Raw genomic sequence first — 21,740 nt, 5'->3', positions numbered from 1 at the left:
CATCCGGCGTACGCGGCACCCGGGTGTTGGCGCGGTTGAGCACCCGGGTGAGTCCACCCATCGAGCAGGCTGACGTCCGGTTCCGAGAGGGCGCAAGGGTCCGCGTGGCCACGCACTCATCCGGTGACACAGGCGGGATACCGCTCCGGTCCGGGCCCCCACCTCCCGCCCGCCCCGTCCGGGCCCATGCCGCGCTGAGTGGTGTCCATCGTCTCAGCGACTCCGAGCCCGTGGGACCGCAGATGGCGGTGGAAGGCCAGGGTGGCGTCCGAGTCGGCGGCGGTCGGAGTACGGGTCGGCGACCACGTGCGCCGCCGAGAACACGGCCCGGGAAGTAAAAGGGGCACCGGGGGCCGGCGCGAGCGGCTCGGAGCGCGGCTCGTACGTCCTCAGCACCCCTTGGGCATCGGGCAGGTGGAGGGTCACAGGGAGATCTCCGGTACGTCGAGGCGGCAGCCCTCGGCCGAGGACTTCAGGCCCAGCTCGGCGAGCTGGACGCCGCGGGCGCCGGCGAGCAGGTCCCAGTGGTAGGGGGCGTCGGCGTGGACGTGTTTGAGGAACAGCTCCCACTGGGCTTTGAAGCCGTTGTCGAAGTCCTGGTTGTCCGGGACCTCCTGCCACTGGCCGCGGAAGTCCTCGGTGGCGGGGATGTCGGGGTTCCAGACCGGCTTGGGGGTGGCGGAGCGGTGCTGGACGCGGCAGTTGCGCAGGCCGGCCACGGCGGAGCCCTCGGTGCCGTCCACCTGGAACTCCACCAGCTCGTCGCGGTTGACACGGACCGCCCAGGAGGAGTTGATCTGGGCGACGATCCCGCCCTCCAACTCGAAGATGCCATAGGCGGCGTCGTCGGCGGTCGCGTCGTACGGCGTGGACCGCTCGTCCCAGCGTTGTGGGATGTGCGTGGCGGTGAGGGCCTGGACGGACGTCACGCGACCGAACAGCTCGTGCAGGACGTACTCCCAGTGCGGGAACATGTCGGCAGCGATGCCTCCGCCGTCCTCCGCGCGGTAGTTCCAGGAGGGGCGCTGGGCCTCCTGCCAGTCGCCTTCGAAGACCCAGTAGCCGAATTCGCCACGCACGGAGAGGACGCGGCCGAAGAAGCCACCGTCGATCAAGCGCTTCAGCTTGAGCAGGCCCGGCAGGAAGAGCTTGTCCTGGACGACGCCGTGCTTGATACCGGCCTCGTCGGCGAGCCGGGCGAGTTCCAGGGCGCCCATGAGTCCAGAGGCGGTGGGCTTCTCGGTGTAGACGTGCTTCCCGGCGGCGATGGCCTTCTTGATGGTCTCCTCGCGGGCGGAGGTGACCTGGGCGTCGAAGTAGATGTCGATGGTCTCGTCGGCGAGGACCGCGTCCACGTCGGTCGAGAAGTGCTCCAGGCCGTGCTGCTCCGCGAGCGCCTTCAGGGCGTGCTCGCGGCGGCCGACCAGGATCGGCTCGGGCCACAGCACGGTGCCCTCGCCGAGGTCGAGGCCGCCCTGATCGCGGATGGCCAGGATGGAGCGGACGAGGTGCTGGCGGTAGCCCATGCGCCCGGTCACGCCGTTCATGGCGATACGCACCGTCTTGCGTGTCACATCTGTCCCTTCGTTGGCGTCCGGGCGCCCAGGTTTTCGGATCGAATCTTCTCGGTAAGCGCGGCTAGTAAGCGCTTTCTATCGCGGAAGAAGCTAGCTTCTTCAAAGCGTCTGGACAAGCCCTGACCGAGGTGGTTGTCCGAGGGAACGAACGAGAGTCCCGCCGGCTACGGCTCGCGCGGCCATGCCGCTCGCGTCCCTGGTACAGGTTCCGGTCGGCGTCACCGGCGGTGCACCGGCCCCGGGCCATGAGCCCGGCGTTGTCGCCTGCTCACGGTCCCCGCGCGGGCCGCCCGTGAGTCGGACGATATGACGTCCCCAGCAGGCCGCCTGCGCACCCTGCCGTGGAGCTGGCCTCCCGGTACCTTTCGGCTGGCTCCCCAGCCGGCGTGGGCGGCGACCGGTTCGACGTCATTCGGTTCCGTCGACTTCCCGGAGCTGCCTGCGGGCCCGCCACTCGGCCTGGGCGGTCTGCCCTTCGAATGCGCCGAACTGGACCTGACCGAAGGAAGTCTCCTCGTCCTCTACACCGACGGGCTCATCGCAGCGCGGCATCACGACGTCGCGGCGGGCCTTGACGGACTGCGCCGGGCCCTTGAGGCGTCCCCCGGTCACTCGAGTCCACCTGTGACGCGATCCTGGGCGCGCTTCTCACTGGAGTGCCTGACGACGATGTCGCATTGCTGATCGCCCGCACCCGAACCCGCGACACCGACCAGGTCGCCGCCTGGGACGTGCCCGCCGACCCCGCCGTTGTCGCTCGAACACGCACGCACGCGGACCGCCAACTCGACGCCGGGGGACTGCACCACCTCTCCTTCGCAACGGAACTCGTGGTCAGCGAACTGGTCACCCATGCCATCCGCTACGGCGGCGTTCCCCATGCCCGGGTCCTACGTGGTGACCGGTCGGCCGGAAGCACAACAGCGTTGCTGTTGACCGCGTGTGGGACGGGAACGCCTGCGGTGTCGATGTATGACGTCAGGCCTGGCGGTAGCGGGGACCTCGTTCGACGACCCGCATGAGCAGGTCTTCGTCGATGTCCTCGGCGATCCGGACGGTGCGCGGCTGTTGGCCGGCGTAGCCGAGGAGGCTGAGGACTGTGGGAGTCGTGTAGTAGCTGCCCGCGACGATCAACAGCACCGCATGGTAAGCGGGCAGGTCAATCTGTTGCAGCTCGTCAAGAGCCTCGGTCGGCGCGAGCTCATTGGTGCTCGACCACGCCCGGACCAGGTCGCGGATCAGGTCGGGGCGGGCCCGCAGTACGACATTCAGCTGTCCGTCGCCGAGACCGGCGTCGCCGGCCGCCGGCATTGTCGCCGAAGCGGGTATGAGCAGGTCAGCCACGTGGCGCAGCCAGTCGCGGCACTCCTCGGGAATATCGGCCGCGGTGGTGTCCGGGGCTTGGCTGAGGTTCATGGGGTCTCCGTAAGTCGGTCGCGGTCAGGCCGGAACCTGCTGGTCGCGACGGGCGGCGATGAGATGTTCGGTGGAGCGTAGGGCCAGCGCGGCGATGGTGCTCGTCGGATTCACCCCGCCGGAGGTGACGAAGACGCTGCCGTCCATGATGTACAGGTTGGGGATGTCATGGCACCGGCCGTACTGGTCGACCACTGAGGTCCGCGGGTCGGTGCCCATCCGGGCAGTGCCCAGCAGATGCCAGCCGGAGTAGCGCATCAGCGATTCCATGGCGACGTCGTAGGCTCCAGCGGTCTGCAGCGACTCGGTGGCCCGGTCGATGTGGAAGTCGAGCAGGCGCCGGGAGTTCTCGCTGACCGAGTAGGTTATTTTCGGGGCCGGAATACCCGAGGAATCCGTGAGGGCGGCGTCGACGGTGACCCGGTTGGTCTCGTCGGGCAAATCCTCACCGAAGATGCCCCAGCTGATCGTGCGTCCGAGGTGTCGGCGCACGTGCTCATGGTGAGCGGCACCCCAGACCGCGTCCCCGGCGCGGGTCGGCAGGGCCGCGTTGAGCGGTCCGCCAGTCGGCGCGAGACTCCACTTCGCGCCCCGTACGAAACCCCGATCGGTGTCGGTCTCGTAGAACTCAAAGCACGTGATCTTCGCGCCGACGTGCCCACGCCAACCCTCCACGTCATCGTCGAAGTAGCCGGTGACGTTAGCGAAGGGATGCACCATCAGCCGGCGTCCGACCAGCCCGCTGGAGTTCGCCAGGCCGTCCGGGTACCGCGGGGATGCGGAATTGAGCAGGATGCGGGGGGTGCCGACGGCATTCGCGGCGAGGATCACCACGTCGGCGCGCACGACATGCCACGAACCGTCGGGGCACACGAACTCGGCACCAGTGGCAAGTCCGTTGCCGGACATCAGAATCCGCGACACACGGGCCTCGGTGAGCAGTCGTACCCCCTTCGCGACCGCGGCTGGCCAGTGAGTGAGGTCGGTGGACGCCTTGGCGCCCTCCGGGCACCCCTGCATGCAGGCGCCGAACTGCACACACGGCCGCCTGCCCTGGTACGGCGCGGACAGCACGGCTTGCGCGGCCGGCCACCAATGCCAGCCCAGCTTGTCGTGGGAGCGCGCCATGCGTGCGCCCATCCTGCCGATCGGAAGTGGCGGAAGCGGCGGCTCCGCACCCTCTGGGTAGGCGGGGTCGCCCCCCACACCGGACACCCCGAACGCCACGTCGGTGCGTTCGTAGAACGGCTGCAGGTCGGCGTAGCGCAGGGGCCAGTCGTCGGCCACGCCATCCAGCGAGCGTACGCGGAAGTCCGATGGCAGCAACCGTGGCCAGTCTCCGGCATAGAGGGTCATGCTGCCACCGACGCCGGCATACATCAGTGGCGCGACGTCGGAATCGGTGTCGTTGATCGGGTAGTCGGTCGGGTTCTGCCGCACGTTGGGGCTGCCCGACCACTGCTTGCGGGCCTCGAGTTCGTAGGTTCCGCGCTGAGCCGGATAGTCGGCCCGGTCCGGCCAGTTCCCCTGCTCGAGGCAGATCACATCGAACCCGGCCTGGGCCAGCGCGCCGGCGGCGACACCGCCTGACGCCCCCGCGCCGATGATCAGTACGTCAGCCTGCTCCATGGCAATCCTCTCGCACCATACGGGCGACACTTAGCAATCGCTTTCTGCAGAAGGTACGGTTTCCGGGTAGCCGTGACAAGCGTTGAGACCGTCGAAAGAGCCGGCCGGGGGCTGTGGGGTCCAGTGGTCGCCGTGGCTCGGCGGTGCGTGGCCGACTGTCCTGGGTTCTGCCTTAGTGCAGGCCACCAGGGTGATCAGTGGATGTGTACGGTGTGCGGGCCTGACTGCCCCGCCGCCTCGCCGCCGGTGGGGGCGAGGCTGGGTCTTGGCTCCGGAGTCCTGTAGGCGGAGTTCCTATTGAGGTGGAAAGCGCTTACCGTTGCGCTTGCCATCCGAGTGCAGACAACCTCTATCGTCAACGTGGCGGTCAACGCCTGGACGGCCGGCCGCACCCATGGCGAAGGCGTCCCTGTCGGCCACGGCACGGCTGGGAGACCCGGATGTGCACCATCACCGCGCTGCGGACGGAAGCCGCGGCCGGAAAACGACACGTTTTTCAACCGCGATGTGTGGACCCGCGCGGTCGACGACACCGGCTGCTTCAGATGCTGGGCGGACTGATCACATACAGGATGCGCGCCTGCTCCGTGCCCGGGTTCTCGATGGAGTGCGGCTGGGACGACGTGTATTCGATGCTGTCGCCCTCGTCGAGTTCGCAGCGGCGGCCCTCCACCGTGCAGACCACGCTGCCCTCGAGCACGATCACGAGTTCCTGGGAGGAGCCGTGCACATGTTGTGCGTCTCCGATTGACGCGCCGCCGTCGAGCACGGCCTCCATTACTTCGAGGTGGCGGAGCGGCCGGCGGGTGAACAGGTACTTCCGCACACCCTCCGACGTGATCTGCGGACGGTCCGCCCGCCGCAGCGCGGTGTGCTGCGGCGGCTCCCCGCCGAAGAGGTCGGACAGGCTCAGGCCGAGCGCGGTGGCGACCCGGCTGAGCACGTCCACGCTACCCGTCGCTGTGCCGCGCTCGATCTGGCTGAGGTAGCTCTCTGTGATCCCTGCCGCATCGGCGATGCGGCGGAGGGTGAGCTGCCGCATCCGGCGGTAGTCGCGGATCCGGGCGCCCAGATCGGCCAGCCGCTCGCGGTTGCTGTCACCGCGCACGCCGCCCCCTCCGGACTCGACTTTGGTCATGGTCAGCGGCTCCCGTGGCGGCGAGGTGAGCGGTGGGCGTGGCATGCCGACTCCGCATTCAATCACAGGGGTTGTGGGCCTGCCAAAGACAGACATTACGTGGAGTACAGAAGTTCTGAACCAATGCTGCAGTAGAACTGTTGACGCCGTTCAGAATCGGTTCTACGTTCCTCGTGATCGCTCGCCGACGCAGCGAAGGCGCTGCACACCGGGAGGTAGGGACGATGACGTCGCGATCCGATACAAAGCTCTTCTCCGGGCGGATCCTCCCGGTCCGCGGCGTGTTCGGCTACTCGGGCTTCGGGCGCCCCGCACCCGTACGACCTGCTCGTCAGGGCCCGCGGCGTCCGGCTCGCCAAGGCGGGGCCACGGAGCTCGCGCACAGAGGCTCGGGGCGATCTCCCCAGGCTCGTCCTTCCGAAGCTCGCGGCGGCCGACGGGGTGGCGCCGTGGCGACTGTCGCCCTCGTCGATGATCTCGGACTGCCCCGAGGCGCATATCGACATCCCAACGATCGCTTGATACGCGAGCACGCTCACCGGCAGGAGGAGCGGCTCCGGCCGGTCGCCGACGCGCTCCGCAATGTGCTGTGGCCATGCTTTCCGGCCACACCCCGCGCACAGCGCGCATGAGCGACGACCCCGCGGCCGGCCGTCCTCGACGCGTTCGGCCGGAACCACGACATCGACAGCCCCCACGTCTGCGACGGCTCAGTCCACGAGCGGGGCCGCCGCTGATTCCGCCCGCACGACGTGACCCTCGTGCTTCCGCGGGCCGAGCACATCGTCGCCCGCGCCTGTTCCGAGGCACCCCCCGCAGCTGAAAGGACAACGACCATGGCACTCGCCACCATCGACCCCACGACCGGCAAGGTCCTCAAGGAATTCGCCCCGCACACCCCGGCTGAGGTTGAGGCTCGCATCGCCGCCGCCGACGCGGCCTTCCGTACCCTCGCAGGCACGACATTCGCCCAGCGCGCCGACTGGATGCGCCGGGCCGCGGACATCCTCGAGGCCGAGGCCGACGAGGTCGCCGACCTGATCACCACCGAGATGGGCAAGACGCTCGCCTCCGCACGCTACGAGGCGCTCAAGTCGGCCACCGCCATGCGATTCTTCGCCGACCACGCCGAGCGCTACCTCACCCCCGAGCGCCCCGTCGATCCCGCCACGGTCGGCGCGGCGGAGCTCGCCGTCCGCTTCGACCCGATCGGTGTGGTGCTCGCGGTGATGCCGTGGAACTACCCACTGTGGCAGTGCGTCCGGTTCGCCGCCCCCGCGCTGATGGCGGGCAACACCGGTCTGCTCAAGCACGCGTCCAACGTCCCGCAGACCGCGCTCTATCTCGGCGGCCTGTTCGAGCGTGGCGGGTTCCCGGCCGGCTCGTTCCCGACCCTGCTCGTCGAGGCCGCGGAGGTGGCCCCGCTGCTCGACGACTGGCGGATCCGGGCAGCCACCCTCACCGGGTCGGTCGCCGCGGGCGCCGCGGTCGCCGAGGCCGCGGGACGCAACATCAAGAAGACCGTGCTCGAGCTGGGTGGGACGGATGTGTTCATCGTGCTGCCCAGCGCGGATATCGCCCGCGCGGCCGAGGCCGCCGTCACCGCGCGGGTGCAGAACTCCGGCCAGTCCTGCATCGCCGCCAAGCGCTACTACGTCCACACCGACGTCTATGACGAGTTCACCGCGCGGTTCGTCGAGGGGATGGCGGCCACGACCACCGGGGACCCGCGGGACGAGGCGACGACCTTCGGACCGCTTGCCACCGGACGCGGCCGCCGCGACGTCGAGGCTCTCGTCGGCGACGCGGTGGCCAAGGGCGCGACCGTCCTCACCGGCGGTGTGACCCCGCAGGGGCCCGGCTTCTTCTACCCCGCGACGGTGCTTGCCGATGTCACCCCCGCGATGCGCCTGTACCGCGAGGAATGCTTCGGCCCGGTCGCCTGCGTGCACCGCGTCACCGACCTCGACGAGGCGATCCGGCTGGCCAACGACTCCGACTTCGGGCTGAGCTCCAGCGTCTGGACCACCGAACCCGGCGAGATCGACCGGCTGGCCCACGAGATCGACGCGGGCGGGGTCTTCGTCAACGGGCTCACCGCCTCCTTCCCCGGCGTCCCCTTCGGGGGTGTCAAGGACTCCGGCTACGGGCGTGAGCTGTCCGCGTTCGGCATCCGCGAGTTCATCAACGCCAAGACCGTCTGGCAGGCCTGAGCAGTTCCACCTCGTCCAATGTGAAGGAGCCAACCATGACACCGGCCCCCAAGTTCCAGGCGGCGATGACGCTCTACCACCTCGGCGAGCAGGGCATCTGGGAGCACCACCTGTTCAAGGCACTGCAACAGCACTACGGCGAGACCGAGCTGTCCGGGCTGCGAGAGGACCTGATCGGGCTCAACACCGTCGGCTGGCTGCAGGTCCTCGAGCAGCGCGAGCACCGGGGCCAGATCCTGCGCCGCTACGCCCTCGCCCCCTCCGCCAGGCGGCTCGTCGAGCACCAGCTCGATCTGCGCCGCTGCCTCCCCGTCGAGCTCCCGGCGCCGGCACCCGCGGGTGAGCCCGTATGAGCGCCCCGACCGTCTCCGCGACGGAGCTGGCGGAGCGGTCCCGCCTGGCCGACGGCAAGAAGACGCGGATGGGGATGATCTACGCGATTCTCGCCGCTCCCGCTCTCGGCCTGGCCTTCGGACTGCTCGGATCGGTCGTCGTCACGCCGCCGTTCACCCGCGAACAGCCGACCGGCGCCTTTGTCCTCGTAGCGGTGCTGCAGGTGCCCTTCGGCGCACTCGCTGTCGCGATCTTTCTGCTGGTGACCGGTACGTGGCGGGACACCGGGCGGATCCTCGGCCACCGGGTCAGCTGGTGGAACCTGTTCGTCGCCGTCGGCGGGTTCGTGGGCGATCTCTGCTTCGCCGCCGCCTCCGTGTTGATCGGTGGCGCGCTGGCCGGCTCCATCGGCGGCCTCGCAGGCGTGGTCGGTGCGGTCATCGCGGCGCTGCTCTACCGCGAGCGCATCCTGCGCGCGTCCACCCTGATCGGGCTCGGCTCGCTCGCCGTCGGGATCTGGCTCGCCGTCTCCGGCGGCGAGCTCAACGCGCCGACCCACGGCGTCTACTTCGCCGTCGGCCTGCTGATCATCGTGGGCGCGGTGCTCACCTGGGGATTCGAAAGCTTCGCCATCTCCGCCGGCACCGACCTCATGCCCGCGGAGAGCTTCCTGTGGTGGCGCGTGTGCCTCGAACTGCTCATCGCCGGGGTCCTGCTCCTCGCCCTGTTCCCCGGCGGACGGCGGATCGCGGCGCTGGCCTGGTCGGAGCCGCGGCTGATCGCCATCGGCGCGGTCATCGGGCTGGGGTGGGCGATCTGGATGATCATGGGCTACTACATCGGGATTTCCTACGCCGGGGCGGTGCGCGGCGGGGTGCTGACCAACACCCTCGCCTTCTTCTTCATCGCCTTCTTCTCCCTGACCATCTACGGCGCCCCGTTCAGCGCCGTCGTCATCGTGGGGTCCGCGATCACCATCGTCGGCACCCTGTTCATCGTCACCGAGCCCAAGGGGCACCTGGCTCGGCTGCGCTCCTGACGTGCCGTCCGCCCCGAACCCGAACGGAGGCCCCGTGTCCACCACCCGCCCACTGCCCTCGAACGCCGACGACGCTCTCGCCGACGCGTACCTTCGCCGCGCCGCTCGGGCCAAGCTGCGCCGCCTGTCCGGGCTGGCCGTGCTCTGCACGTTGCTGCTGGCCGTGCTCCTGCTGATCTACGTCCAGGGCTGGTACTCCGGCTCCGGCGGCGCGGGCTGGGTCTTCGTCGGCATCGGCGTCGCCGCCGCCGCGATCGCCGCCGTCGTCATCGACATCGTCTACCGGAAAGAACTGTGACCCGTGACTCCCACTTCCTCCCTCTCCGACGACAGTACGGCGGCGAGCCTGCCCCTGCTCGACGCCCGCCGCTGGGCGCTGGGATTCCTCGCCTTCGCCGTGGTCCTGGCAGTGGTCTTCTCCCAGCTGCTGATCGATTTCATCGCCCACGCCGACTGACGTGGTCTCAGCCAGTCCCCGGTCGAGGCCGCATACGCTCGCCAAGGCCTCCGGCCGCCGCGGCGGGCCACCCGAGGGGTCGGACGGCCTATGCCACCAGCGAGGAACTCGTACACCACCTGGCGAGGACGCGATCGAGACCGCGGCAGGAATGCCCGCGCCCGTCGCGACGACGGCCGAGGAGGCCGTCAACGGCCACCACGGCCGCATGAACCCGCCGGGCGGCTCCGGGAGGGGCAGCCCGGTGAGCGGACGCTGCAGGCGGCGAAGATCACCCAGATCTCCGCTCCGCCCGCAGGAACAAGTACCGGATCACGTGTAAAGGGACACCCAGTGAGTCTGAGGATCGTTGTCTGTGCGAAGTACGTGCCTGACGCCATCGGCGACCCGCATTTCACCGAGAACCTGACCGTCGACCGCGACGACGTCGATGGTCTGCTCTCGGAGCTGGACGAGTACGCCGTCGAGCAGGCCCTGCGGATCAAGGAGGCCGCCGACGCCGAGATCACCGTTGTGACCGTTGGCCCGAAGGACGCCGAGGAGGCGCTGCGCAAGGCGCTGTCGATGGGTGCGGACCAGGCGATCCACATCGAGGACGACGACCTTCACGGCACCGATGTGATGGGCACGTCGCTGGTGCTGGCCAAGGCCGTGCAGAGGGCAGGCTACGACCTGGTGGTCTGCGGCATGGCGTCGACCGACGGCACCATGGGCGTGCTGCCGGCGATCTTGGCCGAGCGGCTGGGCGTGCCGCAGGTCACGCTGCTGTCGGAGGTGTCGGTCGAGGGCGGTGCCGTGAAGGGCCGCCGTGACGGGGATGCCGCCTCTGAGCAGCTTCAGGCGTCCCTGCCGGCGGTGGTGTCGGTGACGGACCAGTCGGGTGAGGCGCGTTACCCGTCGTTCAAGGGCATCATGGCGGCGAAGAAGAAGCCGGTGACCTCCTGGGACCTGTCCGACCTGGGCATCGACGCGGAAGAGGTCGGCCTGGAGGGCGCCTGGACCACGGTCGAGTCGGCGGCCGAGCGCCCGGCGCGCACGGTGGGCACGATCGTCAAGGACGAGGGCGGGGGCGGCAGGCAACTCGCTGCCTTCCTCGCCAAGCGCAAGTTCGTGTGACGCGGCCTCGAAAGTTCCAAAGTCCGTCCAAATCCCCAGGAGTTGTTCCCCATGACTGAAGTTCTCGTCTATGTCGATCACGCGGACGGCGTGGTCCGCAAGCCCACCCTGGAGCTGCTGACCCTGGCCCGCCGCATCGGTGAGCCGGTCGCGGTCGCCCTCGGAGACGGCGCCGGTGACACCGCGTCCACGCTCGCCGAGCACGGCGCGGTGCGGGTCCTCACGCACGTCGCCCCGGAGTACGGGCAGTACCTGGTGGTGCCGAAGGTGGACGCGCTGCAGGCCGCCTACGAGCAGGTGTCCCCGGCCGCCGTCCTGGTCCCGTCCACCGCGGAGGGCAAGGAGATCGCCGCACGTCTGGCGCTGCGTATCGGTTCGGGCATCATCACCGACGCCGTCGACCTGGAGGCCGGTGAGGCCGGCCCGGTGGCCACACAGTCGGTGTTGGCCGCGTCGTACACCACCACGTCCCGGGTGTCGAAGGGCACTCCGGTCATCACGGTCAAGCCGAACAGCGCGGCCGTGGAAGCGGTTCGGGCCGCGGGCGCCGTCGAGGCCCTGAACGTGACGTTCTCCGACCAGGCCACCGGCACGAAGATCACGAGTCGTACGCCGCGTGAGTCGACGGGGCGTCCGGAGCTGACCGAGGCCGCGATCGTGGTCTCCGGCGGCCGTGGTGTGAACGGTGCGGAGAACTTCGCGATCATCGAAGCGCTGGCCGACTCGTTCGGCGCCGCCGTCGGTGCCTCGCGCGCCGCCGTCGACGCGGGCTGGTACCCGCACACCCACCAGGTCGGCCAGACCGGCAAGACCGTCTCGCCACGGCTGTACGTCGCGGTGGGCATCTCGGGTGCGATCCAGCACCGGGCCGGTATGCAGACCTCGAAGACCATCGTGGCCGTCAACAAGGACGCCGAGGCCCCGATCTTCGACCTGGTCGACTACGGCGTCGTCGGCGATCTTTTCGACGTCGTCCCGCAGCTGACCGAGGACGTCATAGCCCGCAAGGGCTGAACCGCGCGGTAAACAGACGGCCTTCTCCATGCAACTCGCCGCGATCATCTGTCGCTGGTCCTGACCGTGGTCGGCGTGGCGCTGGCCGTCGTCACCCTGCACCCGACGTGCTCAGAAGACAGCTCGGTTGACCATCGACTTAACTGGTTAATCGATGGCGATGACAGGAGCAGGAGTTGGCGGGGCTCAGCAGCAGGAGCGCGGTCGCGATTCACGCGCTTGCGATGCTGGCGCACCGGCGTGGGGGCTCGTTGGCTTCCGCGGAGATCGCGGACAGCCTTGACAGCAATCCAGTCCTCGTGCGGCGCATCCTCGGCCGCTTGCGAGACGCTCACCTGGTGCGGTCCACCGAAGGCCGAGGGGGCGGCTGGTCCCTTGCTCGCGCCCCGCGGGACATCACGCTCTATGACGCGTACGCCGCCGTCGAGGAGGGTCAGATCTTCTCGCGGCACACCCATCCGCCCAGCGGGGCGTGTGAGGTCGGCCGCAACATCGGCGACCTGCTTGACGCCGAGTTCCAGAACGCGGAGCGAGCTCTGGAGCAACAGCTCGGCAGGACGACGATCGCCGGCCTGCTGCAGCAGATACTGGCCTCCGACAACGAAGCGAAGGATCACTGATCGAGCGGTGGCGCATACACACCCTGCGCCACCACGCACGGTCTAGCCGTAACTGATTTCGTTGCGGTGTGTTCTGGGGTGGGTGTCCGGACCCTCCCAGCTCCCGATGCCAGCGGCCGCACGATGCGTGCGGCACGGCCCGAACACCTACGTGCCAGGAGGAGAGCGGTGCCCCAGGAATCCGAAGCAATCGTGAGCACCGAGGCTCGCGGCCCTGCGACCTACGACCTCGTGATCAGGCGCGCACATGTCTTCGACGGCCGCCAGGCGCTCGCCGGCCTGTACGACGCGATGGGCACCCCGCCGCCACGGTCTTCAGCGACAACCCCTGGGCGCGCGAGCGCTTCACGGGAGAGGTCGACAGCGTGCAGCAGATCCGCGACCTGGTGCACCACCTCGCCGACCGCAAGGTGGACGCGATCAAACTCCTGTCGGAAGGCGCGTGCGCACATTCGGGCGGACCGAAGTACCTCTGGCGGAATCCCGCCTTCCCGGATGGTGTCGAGTTGGAACGGCTTCCCCTCGATCTCCTTCGAGCGGGGATCGAGGCCGGGCACGAGCGGGGCCTTCGGGTTACCGTCCACACCACCCAGCAGGCCGCGGCACGCGAGGCGATCGAGGCTGGAGCGGACGGCCTGGAGCGCGGCGTCACCATCGAGCTGAGCTGACGAACCCCGGAGTCGGCGTCGACTCGCGTACCGTCGCCGTCGCTACCGCCACTGATCTCGGCCGCGCGTTCGTAGCGGTGGTTGAGCCGGCGGTAGCCGGTCAGCCAGGACATCGTGCGCTCCATGACCCACCTGCGGCGGTCCAGACGATCTCACCGTTTCCCACCAGCGGGTGGCCGAGGGCGTCGCGGAACGGTCCGGTAGGGCTGTCCGACCCCCGCCACGCCGATGGCCATGCGGCTGGTCGCGCGCTCCGTTGTTGGCACGTACCAGTAGAACTTTCCGTTGCGGTTGACTACCTGGCCCGCCCATGCGTCGGTGGACGCCCAGCTGAACGAGGCCACACTGAGCGGAGAGCCGTGGTCGGTCCAGTTGACCATGTCGGCGGAGGAGCGGGTCCGCCACTCTTTCATGGTCCAAGTTGGTCGAGTTGTCCTCGTCGTGCCCGGTCCAGAGGCAGACGCGGCCGTCATGGACCAAAGGCGCGGGGGCGGCCGTGCAGCCGTGCTGCACGATCGGGTTGTCCGCCTTGGCCTGCTGGGGATACACCGTGGTGGGCACGAGGGCGAAGGCCAGGTGTGGTCGTACCGGAGTCATGAGCGCCTCTTGCGGGAGTCGGGCGGACAGGAGTCGATGGTCACGGCGGCGGACATCGTCACGGCCCGGAAGGGGTGGGCCGACGGCCCGGTCGTGGACGGCGGCCCGGGGCAGGCCGGCCGGCGTGCGGCGCTCCTCACCCGCGGGTCCACCTCTGGTTGCCCTGACCGTTGCAGGTCCACAGGATCAGTGGGGTTCCGTTGGCGGTGCCGGCGTGGTCGACATCCAGGCACAGGCCGGCGTGGACGTTGCGGATCGAGCCGTTCTCGTCGAGTGTCCACTTCTGGTTGTCCTGTCCGTTGCAGGGCCAGGTGATGACGCGTGTGCCGTTGGTGGAGCCCTGGTCATAGGCGTCCAGGCACTTGTCGCCGAAGACGCGTATCTCGCCGCCGGCCCAGGTGGTCCACAGCTGGCCGGCGGCCGTGTGACAGTCCTGGATCAGCACCCTCGCCCCCGCCGCGGTCGAGGCGTTCTCCACGTCCAGGCAACGGCCGGACCCGTCACCGCGCAGCCGGGATATGGCGGCGGCCAGCGGAGTGCCGCCGGTCACCCGGAACGCGGCGACGCCGTGTGCGGGCACACTCGCCGAAACCTGTCCGGTCGTGCTCGATGTGCCGCCGGTCCACAGGTCGGTGAGGGTGAACGACCCGCCGGACAGACCGATCTGTGCCGCCGTGGCGGTGACGGTCGCCGTGCTGTTCCCCCGGTTGAACAGGCCCACGGCGACCGAGCCGTCGGACAGGGGCTTGGCGAACACCTCGGTGTCTCCGTCGTCGCGCACCCTGCGCCCGCCCGCGCCCAGCGGGTCCTGGTTCACCGCCAGCAGGCGCGGGTTGCGCAGGACCGCGCTCACATCGGCCGACATGGTGCGGATGTCGTTGCCCGCCATGAGCGGCGCGGCCATCAGCGCCCACAGGGCGAAGTGGGAGCGGGACTCGGTCAGCGACAGCCCGGGGCGGCCGACGACGAGCATGTCGGGGTCGTTCCAGTGGCCCGGACCCGACTGCGCGGCCAGTGGCGCGGTGACGTCCACGACGTTGCCCACGCCCATCGGATAGCTGTTGGTGTTGCCGTTCTGCCAGATGTCGAGCAGGTCCTCGGTCGTCCGCCACAGGTCGGCCACCTCGCCCCAGTTGTACGTGTCGCCGGTGATGGCGTGGTAGCTGTTCGGGTTGATGCTGTAGACGATCGGGCGTCCGGTCGCGCGCAGTGCGTCGCGCATGAGCGTGAACCGCGCGACCTGCTCGTCCCGGGTGCCGGCGGAGGAGCACCAGTCGTACTTGAGGTAGTCCACGCCCCACGAGGCGAATGTGCGAGCGTCCTGGCTCTCATGGCCCTTGCTGCCGGTGGACCCGGGGTAACTGCCCCCGCCCTGCGCACACGTGCGCTCGTTGGGCACCTGGTAGATGCCGAACTTCAAGCCTCTCCCGTGGATGTAGTCTCCGAGCGCTCTCATCCCGCTCGGGAATTTTGTGGGGTTGGCCCGCAAGTTGCCCGCGGTGTCGCGTTGCGGGTCGAACCAGCAGTCATCGACCACCACGTATCGGTAACCGGCGTCCCGCATGCCCGAGGAGACCATCGCGTCGGTGGCCTGGCGGACCTGTGCCTCGGTGACCCCGCACCCGAAGCTGTTCCAGCTGTTCCAGCCCAGCGGAGGGGTGAGCGCCGGACTGCCCGGGGCCGCCTGGGCGGCCGAGTGGCCCGAGGCCGTGGTGAAGACGCTGCCGATCAGCGCGGCAGCCGTGAGGAAGCGGAGTAATCGTCCGCGTGGTTTCGCCACGAGATGGTTCCTTCCTGTTCAGCGGTAGCCGACCGCGGTGATGTTGGCCTGTACGGCGTTCTCCGTCTGGTCGGACGGGTAGCCGGAGACCATGGCTCCCTCGTAGAACGTTCCGGCGCTGAGATTGGTGTTGCCGTCGCAGCAGTCACCGCCGCTGCCCAGGATGATGGCCCCCTGCTTCTTCATGGGGCCGTATCCACTGGGGAGGGGACCGGCGTACAGGGTGGTCAGATTCCCGGACTGCGCGTTGCTGCCCTTGATCGCGAACCGGGTCCTCCCGTTGTTCTTCAGCGTGGCGGTGACGAACTTGCTGGGGAAGGCCCTCTGGTTCGGGTTCCAGGACTGGCTTCCCCCGGAGTACAGGCCCCATTCGAGGTCTGCCTGGACCCATGGGCCGTTCCCGGCGCATCCGCCGAACCAGCACTGCGTGCTGAAGTTGATCGCGTCCATGGCTCCGGGGCCGTCGGCCTTGCGGGTGGTCTCGCTGTTGCCGTAGTCGAAGCAGCAGCCGCTGTTGACGTGTGTGCCGCTGGTCACCATGTACATGCCTTCGGGTGCGCTGCCGGTGGGGACGTCCGTCGTGTGGCCGTCACGCCAGTAGCTGTTCCTGGGGTTGATGTACAGCGAGTAGGCCCTGTTGCCCCCGACGGTCAGCGATTCACTCGTCGCGTTCGCGGCGGTATCGGAGCCACCGACTCCGCCCGGCCCCTGGTAGCCCAGGTTGTTGCCGTGCCCGGACTGGTCGTAGACCCAGGTGATGACGCATGAGGTACCCGCGCAGTGCGAGTCCTGGGCGGCGGCGTCGGCGACGCCGCCTGCCGCCAGGGTGCCGATGTCCCGGGTCGCGTTGTCGGACGAGCGCCTGACTTGGTACAGCTTGCCGGCGTACGAGCCATAGAGCGCCCGCACCGTGCTGTGCGCGGCCACACAAGGCGTGCCGCCCGACGCGTAGATGTCACAGGGGCCGGTGCCGGCGGCGGATGCCGGTCCCGGTCGGCCGAACACCGCCACCAGTACCGCAATCAACATCAGGGCCGAGCCCGTGGCCAAGGCGGCGGGCGAGCGCCGTCTGCGGGGCACGCCGCCCGGCACGGAAACCCATGAAGACTGCACTGTCTCCTCCCGAGGCGATCATGAACATGACATGTCGACACTGGACATCCGCCGGATGTCAGGGGGGCGACATCAAGCGTTCGATATGTCGAACCACTGTCGAAGCATCGGACAAGGATGGATGATAAGGAAGCGCTGAAGACTGTCAATACCGCTCAACGGGCCGACTCGGTGAGCGCGATGAAAACCGCAGTCCGGAGATGGTCCTGCGGTGCGGAATCGTCGGCGACGTGTGATGTGCGGTCTCTCCCCGCCGCCATGGCGCAGGGCGCCGTCCCGGATGCGGCAGCAAGCCACTGCGTCGTTCGACCTCACGCCACTTGACAGCTTCTGAGATCCCGTGGGACCCCTAGAGAGGCATGGGATGTATCGGTGCGCCCTGCTGCCCGTCCCGTACGCGCACTCCCCGCCTCCGCGCATGCCGACAGAAGGTCATGTCATGACGATCAACAGGCACGTCTTCTCTGCCGTTTTGGACGCGACAATGCCGGGTCGGCCACGCCGCAACGGCCACATTGGGGTGGCGGACCTCCCACCGACCCCATGGAGCTTTCCATGCGTCCAAGACGCCGACGGCGTGGCCGATACAGCGGCCAGCTGATCTCCCCCAAGCGCGAGGCGAGCCATAACGTCGTCTCGTCTACCAGGGCAAGGGCCCCAACTCCGGCGGCGACTACTCCCAGTTCCCCTATCGCCTCGGCCTGCTCACTCGGACCAGCAACAGCTGTTGAGCGCCCCGGCCCCGCTCTCATGAGTTCAGGACCGAACCTAGGCCCCGGCCCCCCTGAGCAACCTCGCGGGATCCCCTCTCACGCTGGTGCACGGCGCCCGTGCACCCCGCTCACCCACAACAAGGAGACACCCATGTCGATGCGACGGCGTACCTTACTGGGCCTCGGCGCGGCCGCGGCCACGGGCGCGGGCATGTCCCTGCTCGGCAGCAGCGCGGCCGCCGGCGCCCTGTCGCCACGGATGGCCTCACCGCGGCAGGCACCCACCGAGCAGTTCGCCATCGGCGTACGCCAGTTCTCCTGGTCGCGCGGCAACCGCCAACTGACCACGAAGATCTTCTACCCGGCCTCCGGCACCGCGGGCGGCAACCCCATCCCGAACGCGCCCATCGCGAACGGCGTCTTCCCCATCGCCGAATGGAGCCACGGCATGGGGTGCAACTCCGACTGCTACTCCTCCCAGACCCACGATCTGGCCTCCGCGGGCTTCATCTGCCCCGCCCCCTCGTTCTCCGACAACACCAACATCGGCAGCGTCTACAACGGCAACTGGTCGAGGGACGTCTCCGAGGTCCTCACCCGGACGCTGGCGCTCAACAACACCGCGGGCGACCCGTTCGCCGGACACATCGACACCCGCGCCGGTGTCGGTGTGTCAGGTCACTCGATGGGCGGGATGACCACCCACGGCCTGCTTACCGCCTGGCCGGACAACCGCATCGTCGCCGCCGTCCCGGTTGCCTGCGTGGACATGGGCAACCCTGCCGGCCTCCACGCCAATGTGCTGTTCATCCACGGTGACCACGACCCGACCTGCGACTACAACTCGGCGCGCACCGCGTACGCGGAGCTCCCCTCGCCCAAGGCGTTCCTCACTCATGTCGGGGCGGACCACGGCCAGTACCTGACCCCGGAGTACCGGTACTACGCCCAGACCAAGAACACCTTCCTGGACTGGTTCCGCTGGAGCCTGTACGGCGACACCGCCGCCCGCGACCGCCTGCGAAGCGACGCCACCAGCAACGGCACCTCCTGGCAGGCGGCCCTCACCTAGTTATGAGCGAATCTCGTGATCACTAGGAGGTGGTCGCACCATGACCGCAATCAGAACCGTGCTGGCGGCTGTCGCCGGCGCCTTGGCACTCCTCGTCCCTGGTCTCGTTTTCGCGCCGCCGGCAACGGCGGCTTCCCTCGTGGAGGTGACCAGTTTCGGCAGCAACCCGGGCAACCTGCGCATGCACGTGTACGTGCCGGACTCCCACCCGGCCAAGCCGGCGATCGTGGTCGCCATGCACGGCTGTGGCGGCTCGGGGCCGGGGTTCTACCAGAGCAGCGAGTTCGCGTCGCTGGCCGACCAGCGCGGCTTCGTCGTTGTCTACCCGACCGCCACGAAGCAGACGGCGATGAGCAACTGCTTCGACGTGTGGTCCGATGCCTCCAAACGCCACAACGGCGGCAGCGACCCGGTATCCATCATCTCGATGGTGTCTTATGTGGAACAGCACTACAACGGCGACCCGCAGCGGGTCTTCGTCACCGGCAGCTCGTCCGGCGGCATGGAGACCACCGCGCTGCTGGCCGACTACCCGGACGTCTTCAAGGCCGGCTCGGCGTTCATGGGCGTCCCCTTCGGTTGCTTCGCGAACGAGGCCGACTTCCCGCCGTGGACGAGCAAGTGCGTGGGCGGGGCCATGCACAAGACGGCACAGGAATGGGGCAACCTGGTCCGGCAGGCGTACCCGGGCTACTCCGGCACCCGTCCTCGCGTGCAGCTTTGGCACGGCACCAACGACACACTCGTGCCGTTCCAGCTCCTGCAGGAAGAGACCAAGCAGTGGACGGACGTCTTCGGGCTGAGCCAGACGCCGACCTCGACGGACCAGCCGCAGCCGAGCTGGACGCGGCAGCGCTTCGCCGGGGCCGACGGCACCGTGCAGCTGGAAGCCATCAGCGTCTCCGGGGCCGGGCACCAGCTGCCGATGGGTGGCATGGCCGCGGCAGCCGTGCAGTTCTTCGGCCTCTGAGCCTGTTGCGCAAGCTCGGCAGTCGGCCTGACCCGATGATTTCACGTCCTTCCTGAGACCGCCGGGCGGCCGTTCCTCACGCTTCGAGGCGTCGATCGACGTCGTGCGGAGGAACGGCCGCTGGCCGAACCGTCCGGGAGCCGTCTCGTGCTCAGCGGGATGTGCCGGGTCCCGGACCGGCACAGGAACTCCGTCAGCCCGCTGTGGAGCAGCCGTTGTCGGGCGGGCACACACTGGTGCCCTCGATGGCGGCCGTCCGCGGGCCCAGCCGGATGGCGCCGGGGTCTGTGGCAGCAGGGACTGGCGATCGGTCTGCTGCACGGCGTCTGGGCGGGGAGGGACGCGCGGTCCGAGCGGCATGGCAGAACAGGGCGTGCCGTCGGGCCTGCTGGGCATGGAGGACGCGGAGTGTCGGGTCCGACGGGGACGGGTCCGTGCTAAACCGCGTTCCATAGGGTGGAGCGGCAGTTCCCCGTGGAGAAGCCATCGTGGTGCATCGGCGACCGGCCCGGCGAACCTGGCGCCCGCGGCCTTGAACAACTGCGCCCAGGCGTCCGGATCCTACGTGCCGCCCTGGGAGACCGGTTGTCCGAACGCGGGAACGCTGAAGACGCCCCAGGGGAGTGGATGCCGAATGCGGCGTCCTGGAGCCAGGCCCGGGGCCGGCGGGCGCTGGTCCACGGAGGACCAGCTCGCGGTGTGGCTTCCTGGGCCGTCGGTCGCGGCGGCCTCGGGGGCGAACCGCAGCAGGCCGAAGGCCGTGGCCGCGCCGGCCGCCGCCGGCAGTCGGCGCCGGCTGAGCGGCGGGGAAGAGGAAGACATGGGAGACCCTCGGGGAATTGACGGAGCAGTGGGCATGTTCTTGCAGTGCCACCACGCCGACGCTCGGGGAGCGGTCGGGGAGCGGACCACCTGGGCGGCAGGGCCGCGAGCGGGCCCTCCGCAGAGGCGGACGATGCCCGCACACCGGGCTGGCGCCGCGCGGACATGGGCGCGGTGAACGTGCACGGCAATGCTCGCTCCGTCGCACGTGTGCTGCCGGCGATCGCCCGCGGTGGTGAGGTCGACGGTGTCCGTCTGCTCGGCCCGGACACGATCGATCACCACCCCACGGCCGTCCCCCTCAACCCGGACACGTGGGTATGACCCGATACGCTCGGTCACCTGAGAAGTGCTTCTTTCCTCGCAACCACCAGGACTCTCGACAAACCCTGTCGTTGCGGGTCAGAAGCACTTCTCGGGTCGGTGATCAAGCCTCGGACAGCCCGCCCGAGGAAAGCGCGGGGTCAGCGCTGCAGGGTAAGGACACCCGGCCGCCAGGGCAGTTGGTCGTAGGGGCCGCCCGCGGAGGGGGACTTACCCTGGTAGAGGAACTGCAGGTTACAGGGGTCGATGGTCATGGTCTGGTCGGGGTTGTTGCGGACCAGGTCACCGTGGCTGATGTCGTTGGTCCAGGTGGCACCGCTGTTGGCCTTGCCCGCGAAGGGGTTGCTTTCGCTGGTGGCCTGCGGGGTCCACGAACCGCTCAGGCTGGAGGCGGTGAACGAGCGGAAGTAGCGCCCGTTCGCACCGATCGCCTCAACGATCATGAGGTACTGGTTCTGGTCCTGAACCTTGTAGACCTGCACCCCCTCGAACAAGTTGTTCGTCGAGTCGCTCATGACCGTCGTGTACGACGAGCCGAAGCTGCCCGGGAAGTTCCCGATCGGCATGCTCGCTCGGTAGATCTTGCCGTTGTCACCGGCGAAGAACAGGTACATGTTCTGGCCGTCACCGATCAGGGTCTGGTCGATCGGGCCGGTGCCGGAGCCGGAGATGCTACCGGTGAACAGCGGCTGCGGCGAGGACCAGCCGTTGGGGTTGGTGGGGTCGCTCGACGTGCGGTAGATGAAGGGCCACGCACCCCACTGGTACGCAAGCACCCAGATGTTCTTAGGCGCGAAGTAGAACAGCGTGGGCGCCACCGCGGCCTGGCTCATCCCGGTCTGACCGGCCGACGCCATGTCCGACCAGTTCGTGAAGGGACTGAACCTCATCGAGCCGTAAGACGAACCCGACACGTTCGACGCGTAGACCAGGTGCTTGCCGTTGTACACCACGTTGGTGAAGTCCTTGAGCGAGACCCACCCGTTCGCCGGCTGCGCCAACACACCCGTCGACGTCCACCGGTACGTCGACGGGAGAGAACACGCGCTGGTGGCCGCCTGAGCAGGGTTGGCGACAAGTGTGGCCGCCAACGAGGCCAGGGCAGCAACCGAGGCGCCGAGCATCACAG

17 protein-coding genes and 7 pseudogenes are annotated in these 21,740 nt (G+C 68.8%); 13 read left to right on the top strand and 11 right to left on the bottom strand.

Going from position 1 to position 21,740, the window contains the following annotated elements; translation table 11 throughout:
* Nucleotides 1–167: 167 nt before the first annotated feature.
* A pseudogene (locus PS467_RS01025) lies at nt 168–426 on the bottom strand (DUF993 family protein); the annotation flags it as partial.
* The gene (locus PS467_RS01020; protein WP_311033492.1) at nt 423–1,574 is read right to left on the bottom strand and encodes a Gfo/Idh/MocA family protein; all 1,152 of its coding nucleotides are present in this window, start codon (nt 1,572–1,574) and stop codon (nt 423–425) included. The gene PS467_RS01020 and the pseudogene PS467_RS01025, both read right to left, overlap by 4 nt.
* Before the next feature lie 417 nt (nt 1,575–1,991).
* Here PS467_RS01020 and PS467_RS01015 point away from each other — a divergent pair.
* Nucleotides 1,992–2,485, top strand: a pseudogene (locus tag PS467_RS01015) (SpoIIE family protein phosphatase); the annotation flags it as partial.
* Nucleotides 2,486–2,555: 70 nt separating this feature from the next.
* Here the strand turns inward: PS467_RS01015 and PS467_RS01010 are convergent.
* From PS467_RS01010 to PS467_RS01000, 3 genes are all read right to left on the bottom strand, one after another.
* Nucleotides 2,556–2,993 (bottom strand): hypothetical protein, encoded by a 438-nt coding sequence (locus tag PS467_RS01010; protein ID WP_311033491.1) that lies wholly within the window; start codon nt 2,991–2,993, stop codon nt 2,556–2,558.
* Nucleotides 2,994–3,017: 24 nt separating this feature from the next.
* Entirely contained in the window at nt 3,018–4,622 is a 1,605-nt protein-coding gene (locus tag PS467_RS01005) for a GMC family oxidoreductase (RefSeq protein ID WP_311033490.1), read from the bottom strand.
* A gap of 541 nt (nt 4,623–5,163) precedes the next feature.
* The gene (locus PS467_RS01000; RefSeq protein ID WP_311033489.1) at nt 5,164–5,760 is read right to left on the bottom strand and encodes a helix-turn-helix domain-containing protein; all 597 of its coding nucleotides are present in this window, start codon (nt 5,758–5,760) and stop codon (nt 5,164–5,166) included.
* Between the two features lie 836 nt (nt 5,761–6,596).
* Here PS467_RS01000 and aldh point away from each other — a divergent pair.
* The 9 genes from aldh (at nt 6,597) to PS467_RS00955 (ending at nt 13,220) form a co-directional block, all read left to right on the top strand.
* Nucleotides 6,597–7,973 carry an aldehyde dehydrogenase AldH gene (aldh, locus tag PS467_RS00995; RefSeq protein ID WP_311033488.1) on the top strand — a complete coding sequence of 459 codons (1,377 nt, stop codon included), beginning with the start codon at nt 6,597–6,599 and terminating at the stop codon, nt 7,971–7,973.
* 35 nt (nt 7,974–8,008) lie between these two features.
* A complete protein-coding gene (locus PS467_RS00990; RefSeq protein WP_311033487.1) occupies nt 8,009–8,326 on the top strand; it encodes a hypothetical protein in 318 nt (105 codons plus the stop codon).
* On the top strand, nt 8,323–9,345 hold the full coding sequence (locus PS467_RS00985; protein WP_311033486.1) for a DMT family transporter: 1,023 nt from the start codon (nt 8,323–8,325) through the stop codon (nt 9,343–9,345). Before PS467_RS00990 ends, PS467_RS00985 begins: the two co-directional genes overlap by 4 nt.
* 34 nt (nt 9,346–9,379) lie before the next feature.
* Complete coding sequence (locus PS467_RS00980; RefSeq protein WP_311033485.1) at nt 9,380–9,643, top strand: hypothetical protein; 264 nt, start codon at nt 9,380–9,382, stop codon at nt 9,641–9,643.
* A 3-nt stretch (nt 9,644–9,646) separates the two neighbouring features.
* The gene (locus PS467_RS00975) at nt 9,647–9,802 is read left to right on the top strand and encodes a hypothetical protein (protein WP_311033484.1); all 156 of its coding nucleotides are present in this window, start codon (nt 9,647–9,649) and stop codon (nt 9,800–9,802) included.
* Nucleotides 9,803–10,135: 333 nt separating this feature from the next.
* The gene (locus tag PS467_RS00970; RefSeq protein WP_311033483.1) at nt 10,136–10,918 is read left to right on the top strand and encodes an electron transfer flavoprotein subunit beta/FixA family protein; all 783 of its coding nucleotides are present in this window, start codon (nt 10,136–10,138) and stop codon (nt 10,916–10,918) included.
* A gap of 51 nt (nt 10,919–10,969) precedes the next feature.
* The gene (locus PS467_RS00965) at nt 10,970–11,932 is read left to right on the top strand and encodes an electron transfer flavoprotein subunit alpha/FixB family protein (protein WP_311033482.1); all 963 of its coding nucleotides are present in this window, start codon (nt 10,970–10,972) and stop codon (nt 11,930–11,932) included.
* A gap of 176 nt (nt 11,933–12,108) precedes the next feature.
* Nucleotides 12,109–12,552: an Rrf2 family transcriptional regulator gene (locus PS467_RS00960; protein WP_311033481.1), complete on the top strand. Its 444-nt coding sequence runs from the start codon at nt 12,109–12,111 to the stop codon at nt 12,550–12,552.
* A 365-nt stretch (nt 12,553–12,917) separates the two neighbouring features.
* The gene (locus tag PS467_RS00955; RefSeq protein WP_311033480.1) at nt 12,918–13,220 is read left to right on the top strand and encodes a hypothetical protein; all 303 of its coding nucleotides are present in this window, start codon (nt 12,918–12,920) and stop codon (nt 13,218–13,220) included.
* 65 nt (nt 13,221–13,285) lie between these two features.
* On the opposite strand, the pseudogene PS467_RS00950 reads toward PS467_RS00955, so the two are convergent.
* From PS467_RS00950 to PS467_RS00935, 4 genes and pseudogenes are all read right to left on the bottom strand, one after another.
* A pseudogene (locus tag PS467_RS00950) lies at nt 13,286–13,372 on the bottom strand (IS5/IS1182 family transposase); the annotation flags it as partial.
* Nucleotides 13,373–13,600, bottom strand: a complete 228-nt coding sequence (locus tag PS467_RS00945) for a hypothetical protein (protein WP_311039737.1) — start codon at nt 13,598–13,600, stop codon at nt 13,373–13,375. It abuts the pseudogene before it with no gap.
* Nucleotides 13,601–13,953: 353 nt separating this feature from the next.
* On the bottom strand, nt 13,954–15,597 hold the full coding sequence (locus PS467_RS00940) for a glycoside hydrolase family 27 protein (protein ID WP_432280522.1): 1,644 nt from the start codon (nt 15,595–15,597) through the stop codon (nt 13,954–13,956).
* Between the two features lie 18 nt (nt 15,598–15,615).
* A pseudogene (locus PS467_RS00935) lies at nt 15,616–16,569 on the bottom strand (arabinofuranosidase catalytic domain-containing protein); the annotation flags it as partial.
* Nucleotides 16,570–17,354: 785 nt separating this feature from the next.
* Between PS467_RS00935 and PS467_RS42315 the strand changes: the two are divergent.
* From PS467_RS42315 to PS467_RS00925, 3 genes and pseudogenes are all read left to right on the top strand, one after another.
* Nucleotides 17,355–17,441, top strand: a pseudogene (locus PS467_RS42315) (hypothetical protein); the annotation flags it as partial.
* 133 nt (nt 17,442–17,574) lie between these two features.
* Complete coding sequence (locus PS467_RS00930; protein WP_311033479.1) at nt 17,575–18,495, top strand: alpha/beta hydrolase family protein; 921 nt, start codon at nt 17,575–17,577, stop codon at nt 18,493–18,495.
* A 58-nt stretch (nt 18,496–18,553) separates the two neighbouring features.
* Nucleotides 18,554–19,465, top strand: a complete 912-nt coding sequence (locus PS467_RS00925; RefSeq protein ID WP_311033478.1) for an extracellular catalytic domain type 1 short-chain-length polyhydroxyalkanoate depolymerase — start codon at nt 18,554–18,556, stop codon at nt 19,463–19,465.
* A 440-nt stretch (nt 19,466–19,905) separates the two neighbouring features.
* Here PS467_RS00925 and PS467_RS00920 read toward each other — a convergent pair.
* Nucleotides 19,906–20,287: pseudogene (locus PS467_RS00920) on the bottom strand (alpha-L-fucosidase); the annotation flags it as partial.
* A 464-nt stretch (nt 20,288–20,751) separates the two neighbouring features.
* Nucleotides 20,752–21,654 (bottom strand): annotated as a pseudogene (locus tag PS467_RS00915) (non-reducing end alpha-L-arabinofuranosidase family hydrolase); the annotation flags it as partial.
* Between the last annotated feature and the right edge of the window lie 86 nt (nt 21,655–21,740).

The organism is Streptomyces luomodiensis (assembly GCF_031679605.1).
In the GTDB taxonomy this organism is placed as follows: domain Bacteria; phylum Actinomycetota; class Actinomycetes; order Streptomycetales; family Streptomycetaceae; genus Streptomyces; species Streptomyces luomodiensis.
Note: the sequence above shows the minus strand (reverse complement) of the source record. Positions and strands in the feature narration are given on the sequence as shown.

Bases quoted from the DNA above. Each gene is read 5' to 3' on its own strand.
- PS467_RS01010 (WP_311033491.1), bottom strand. From the start codon at position 2,993: ATGAACCTCAGCCAAGCCCCGGACACCACCGCGGCCGATATTCCCGAG.
- PS467_RS01005 (WP_311033490.1), bottom strand. From the start codon at position 4,622: ATGGAGCAGGCTGACGTACTGATCATCGGCGCGGGGGCGTCAGGCGGT.
- PS467_RS01000 (WP_311033489.1), bottom strand. From the start codon at position 5,760: ATGACCAAAGTCGAGTCCGGAGGGGGCGGCGTGCGCGGTGACAGCAAC.
- aldh (WP_311033488.1), top strand. From the start codon at position 6,597: ATGGCACTCGCCACCATCGACCCCACGACCGGCAAGGTCCTCAAGGAA.
- PS467_RS00990 (WP_311033487.1), top strand. From the start codon at position 8,009: ATGACACCGGCCCCCAAGTTCCAGGCGGCGATGACGCTCTACCACCTC.
- PS467_RS00985 (WP_311033486.1), top strand. From the start codon at position 8,323: ATGAGCGCCCCGACCGTCTCCGCGACGGAGCTGGCGGAGCGGTCCCGC.
- PS467_RS00965 (WP_311033482.1), top strand. From the start codon at position 10,970: ATGACTGAAGTTCTCGTCTATGTCGATCACGCGGACGGCGTGGTCCGC.
- PS467_RS00945 (WP_311039737.1), bottom strand. From the start codon at position 13,600: ATGGTCAACTGGACCGACCACGGCTCTCCGCTCAGTGTGGCCTCGTTC.
- PS467_RS00930 (WP_311033479.1), top strand. From the start codon at position 17,575: ATGTCGATGCGACGGCGTACCTTACTGGGCCTCGGCGCGGCCGCGGCC.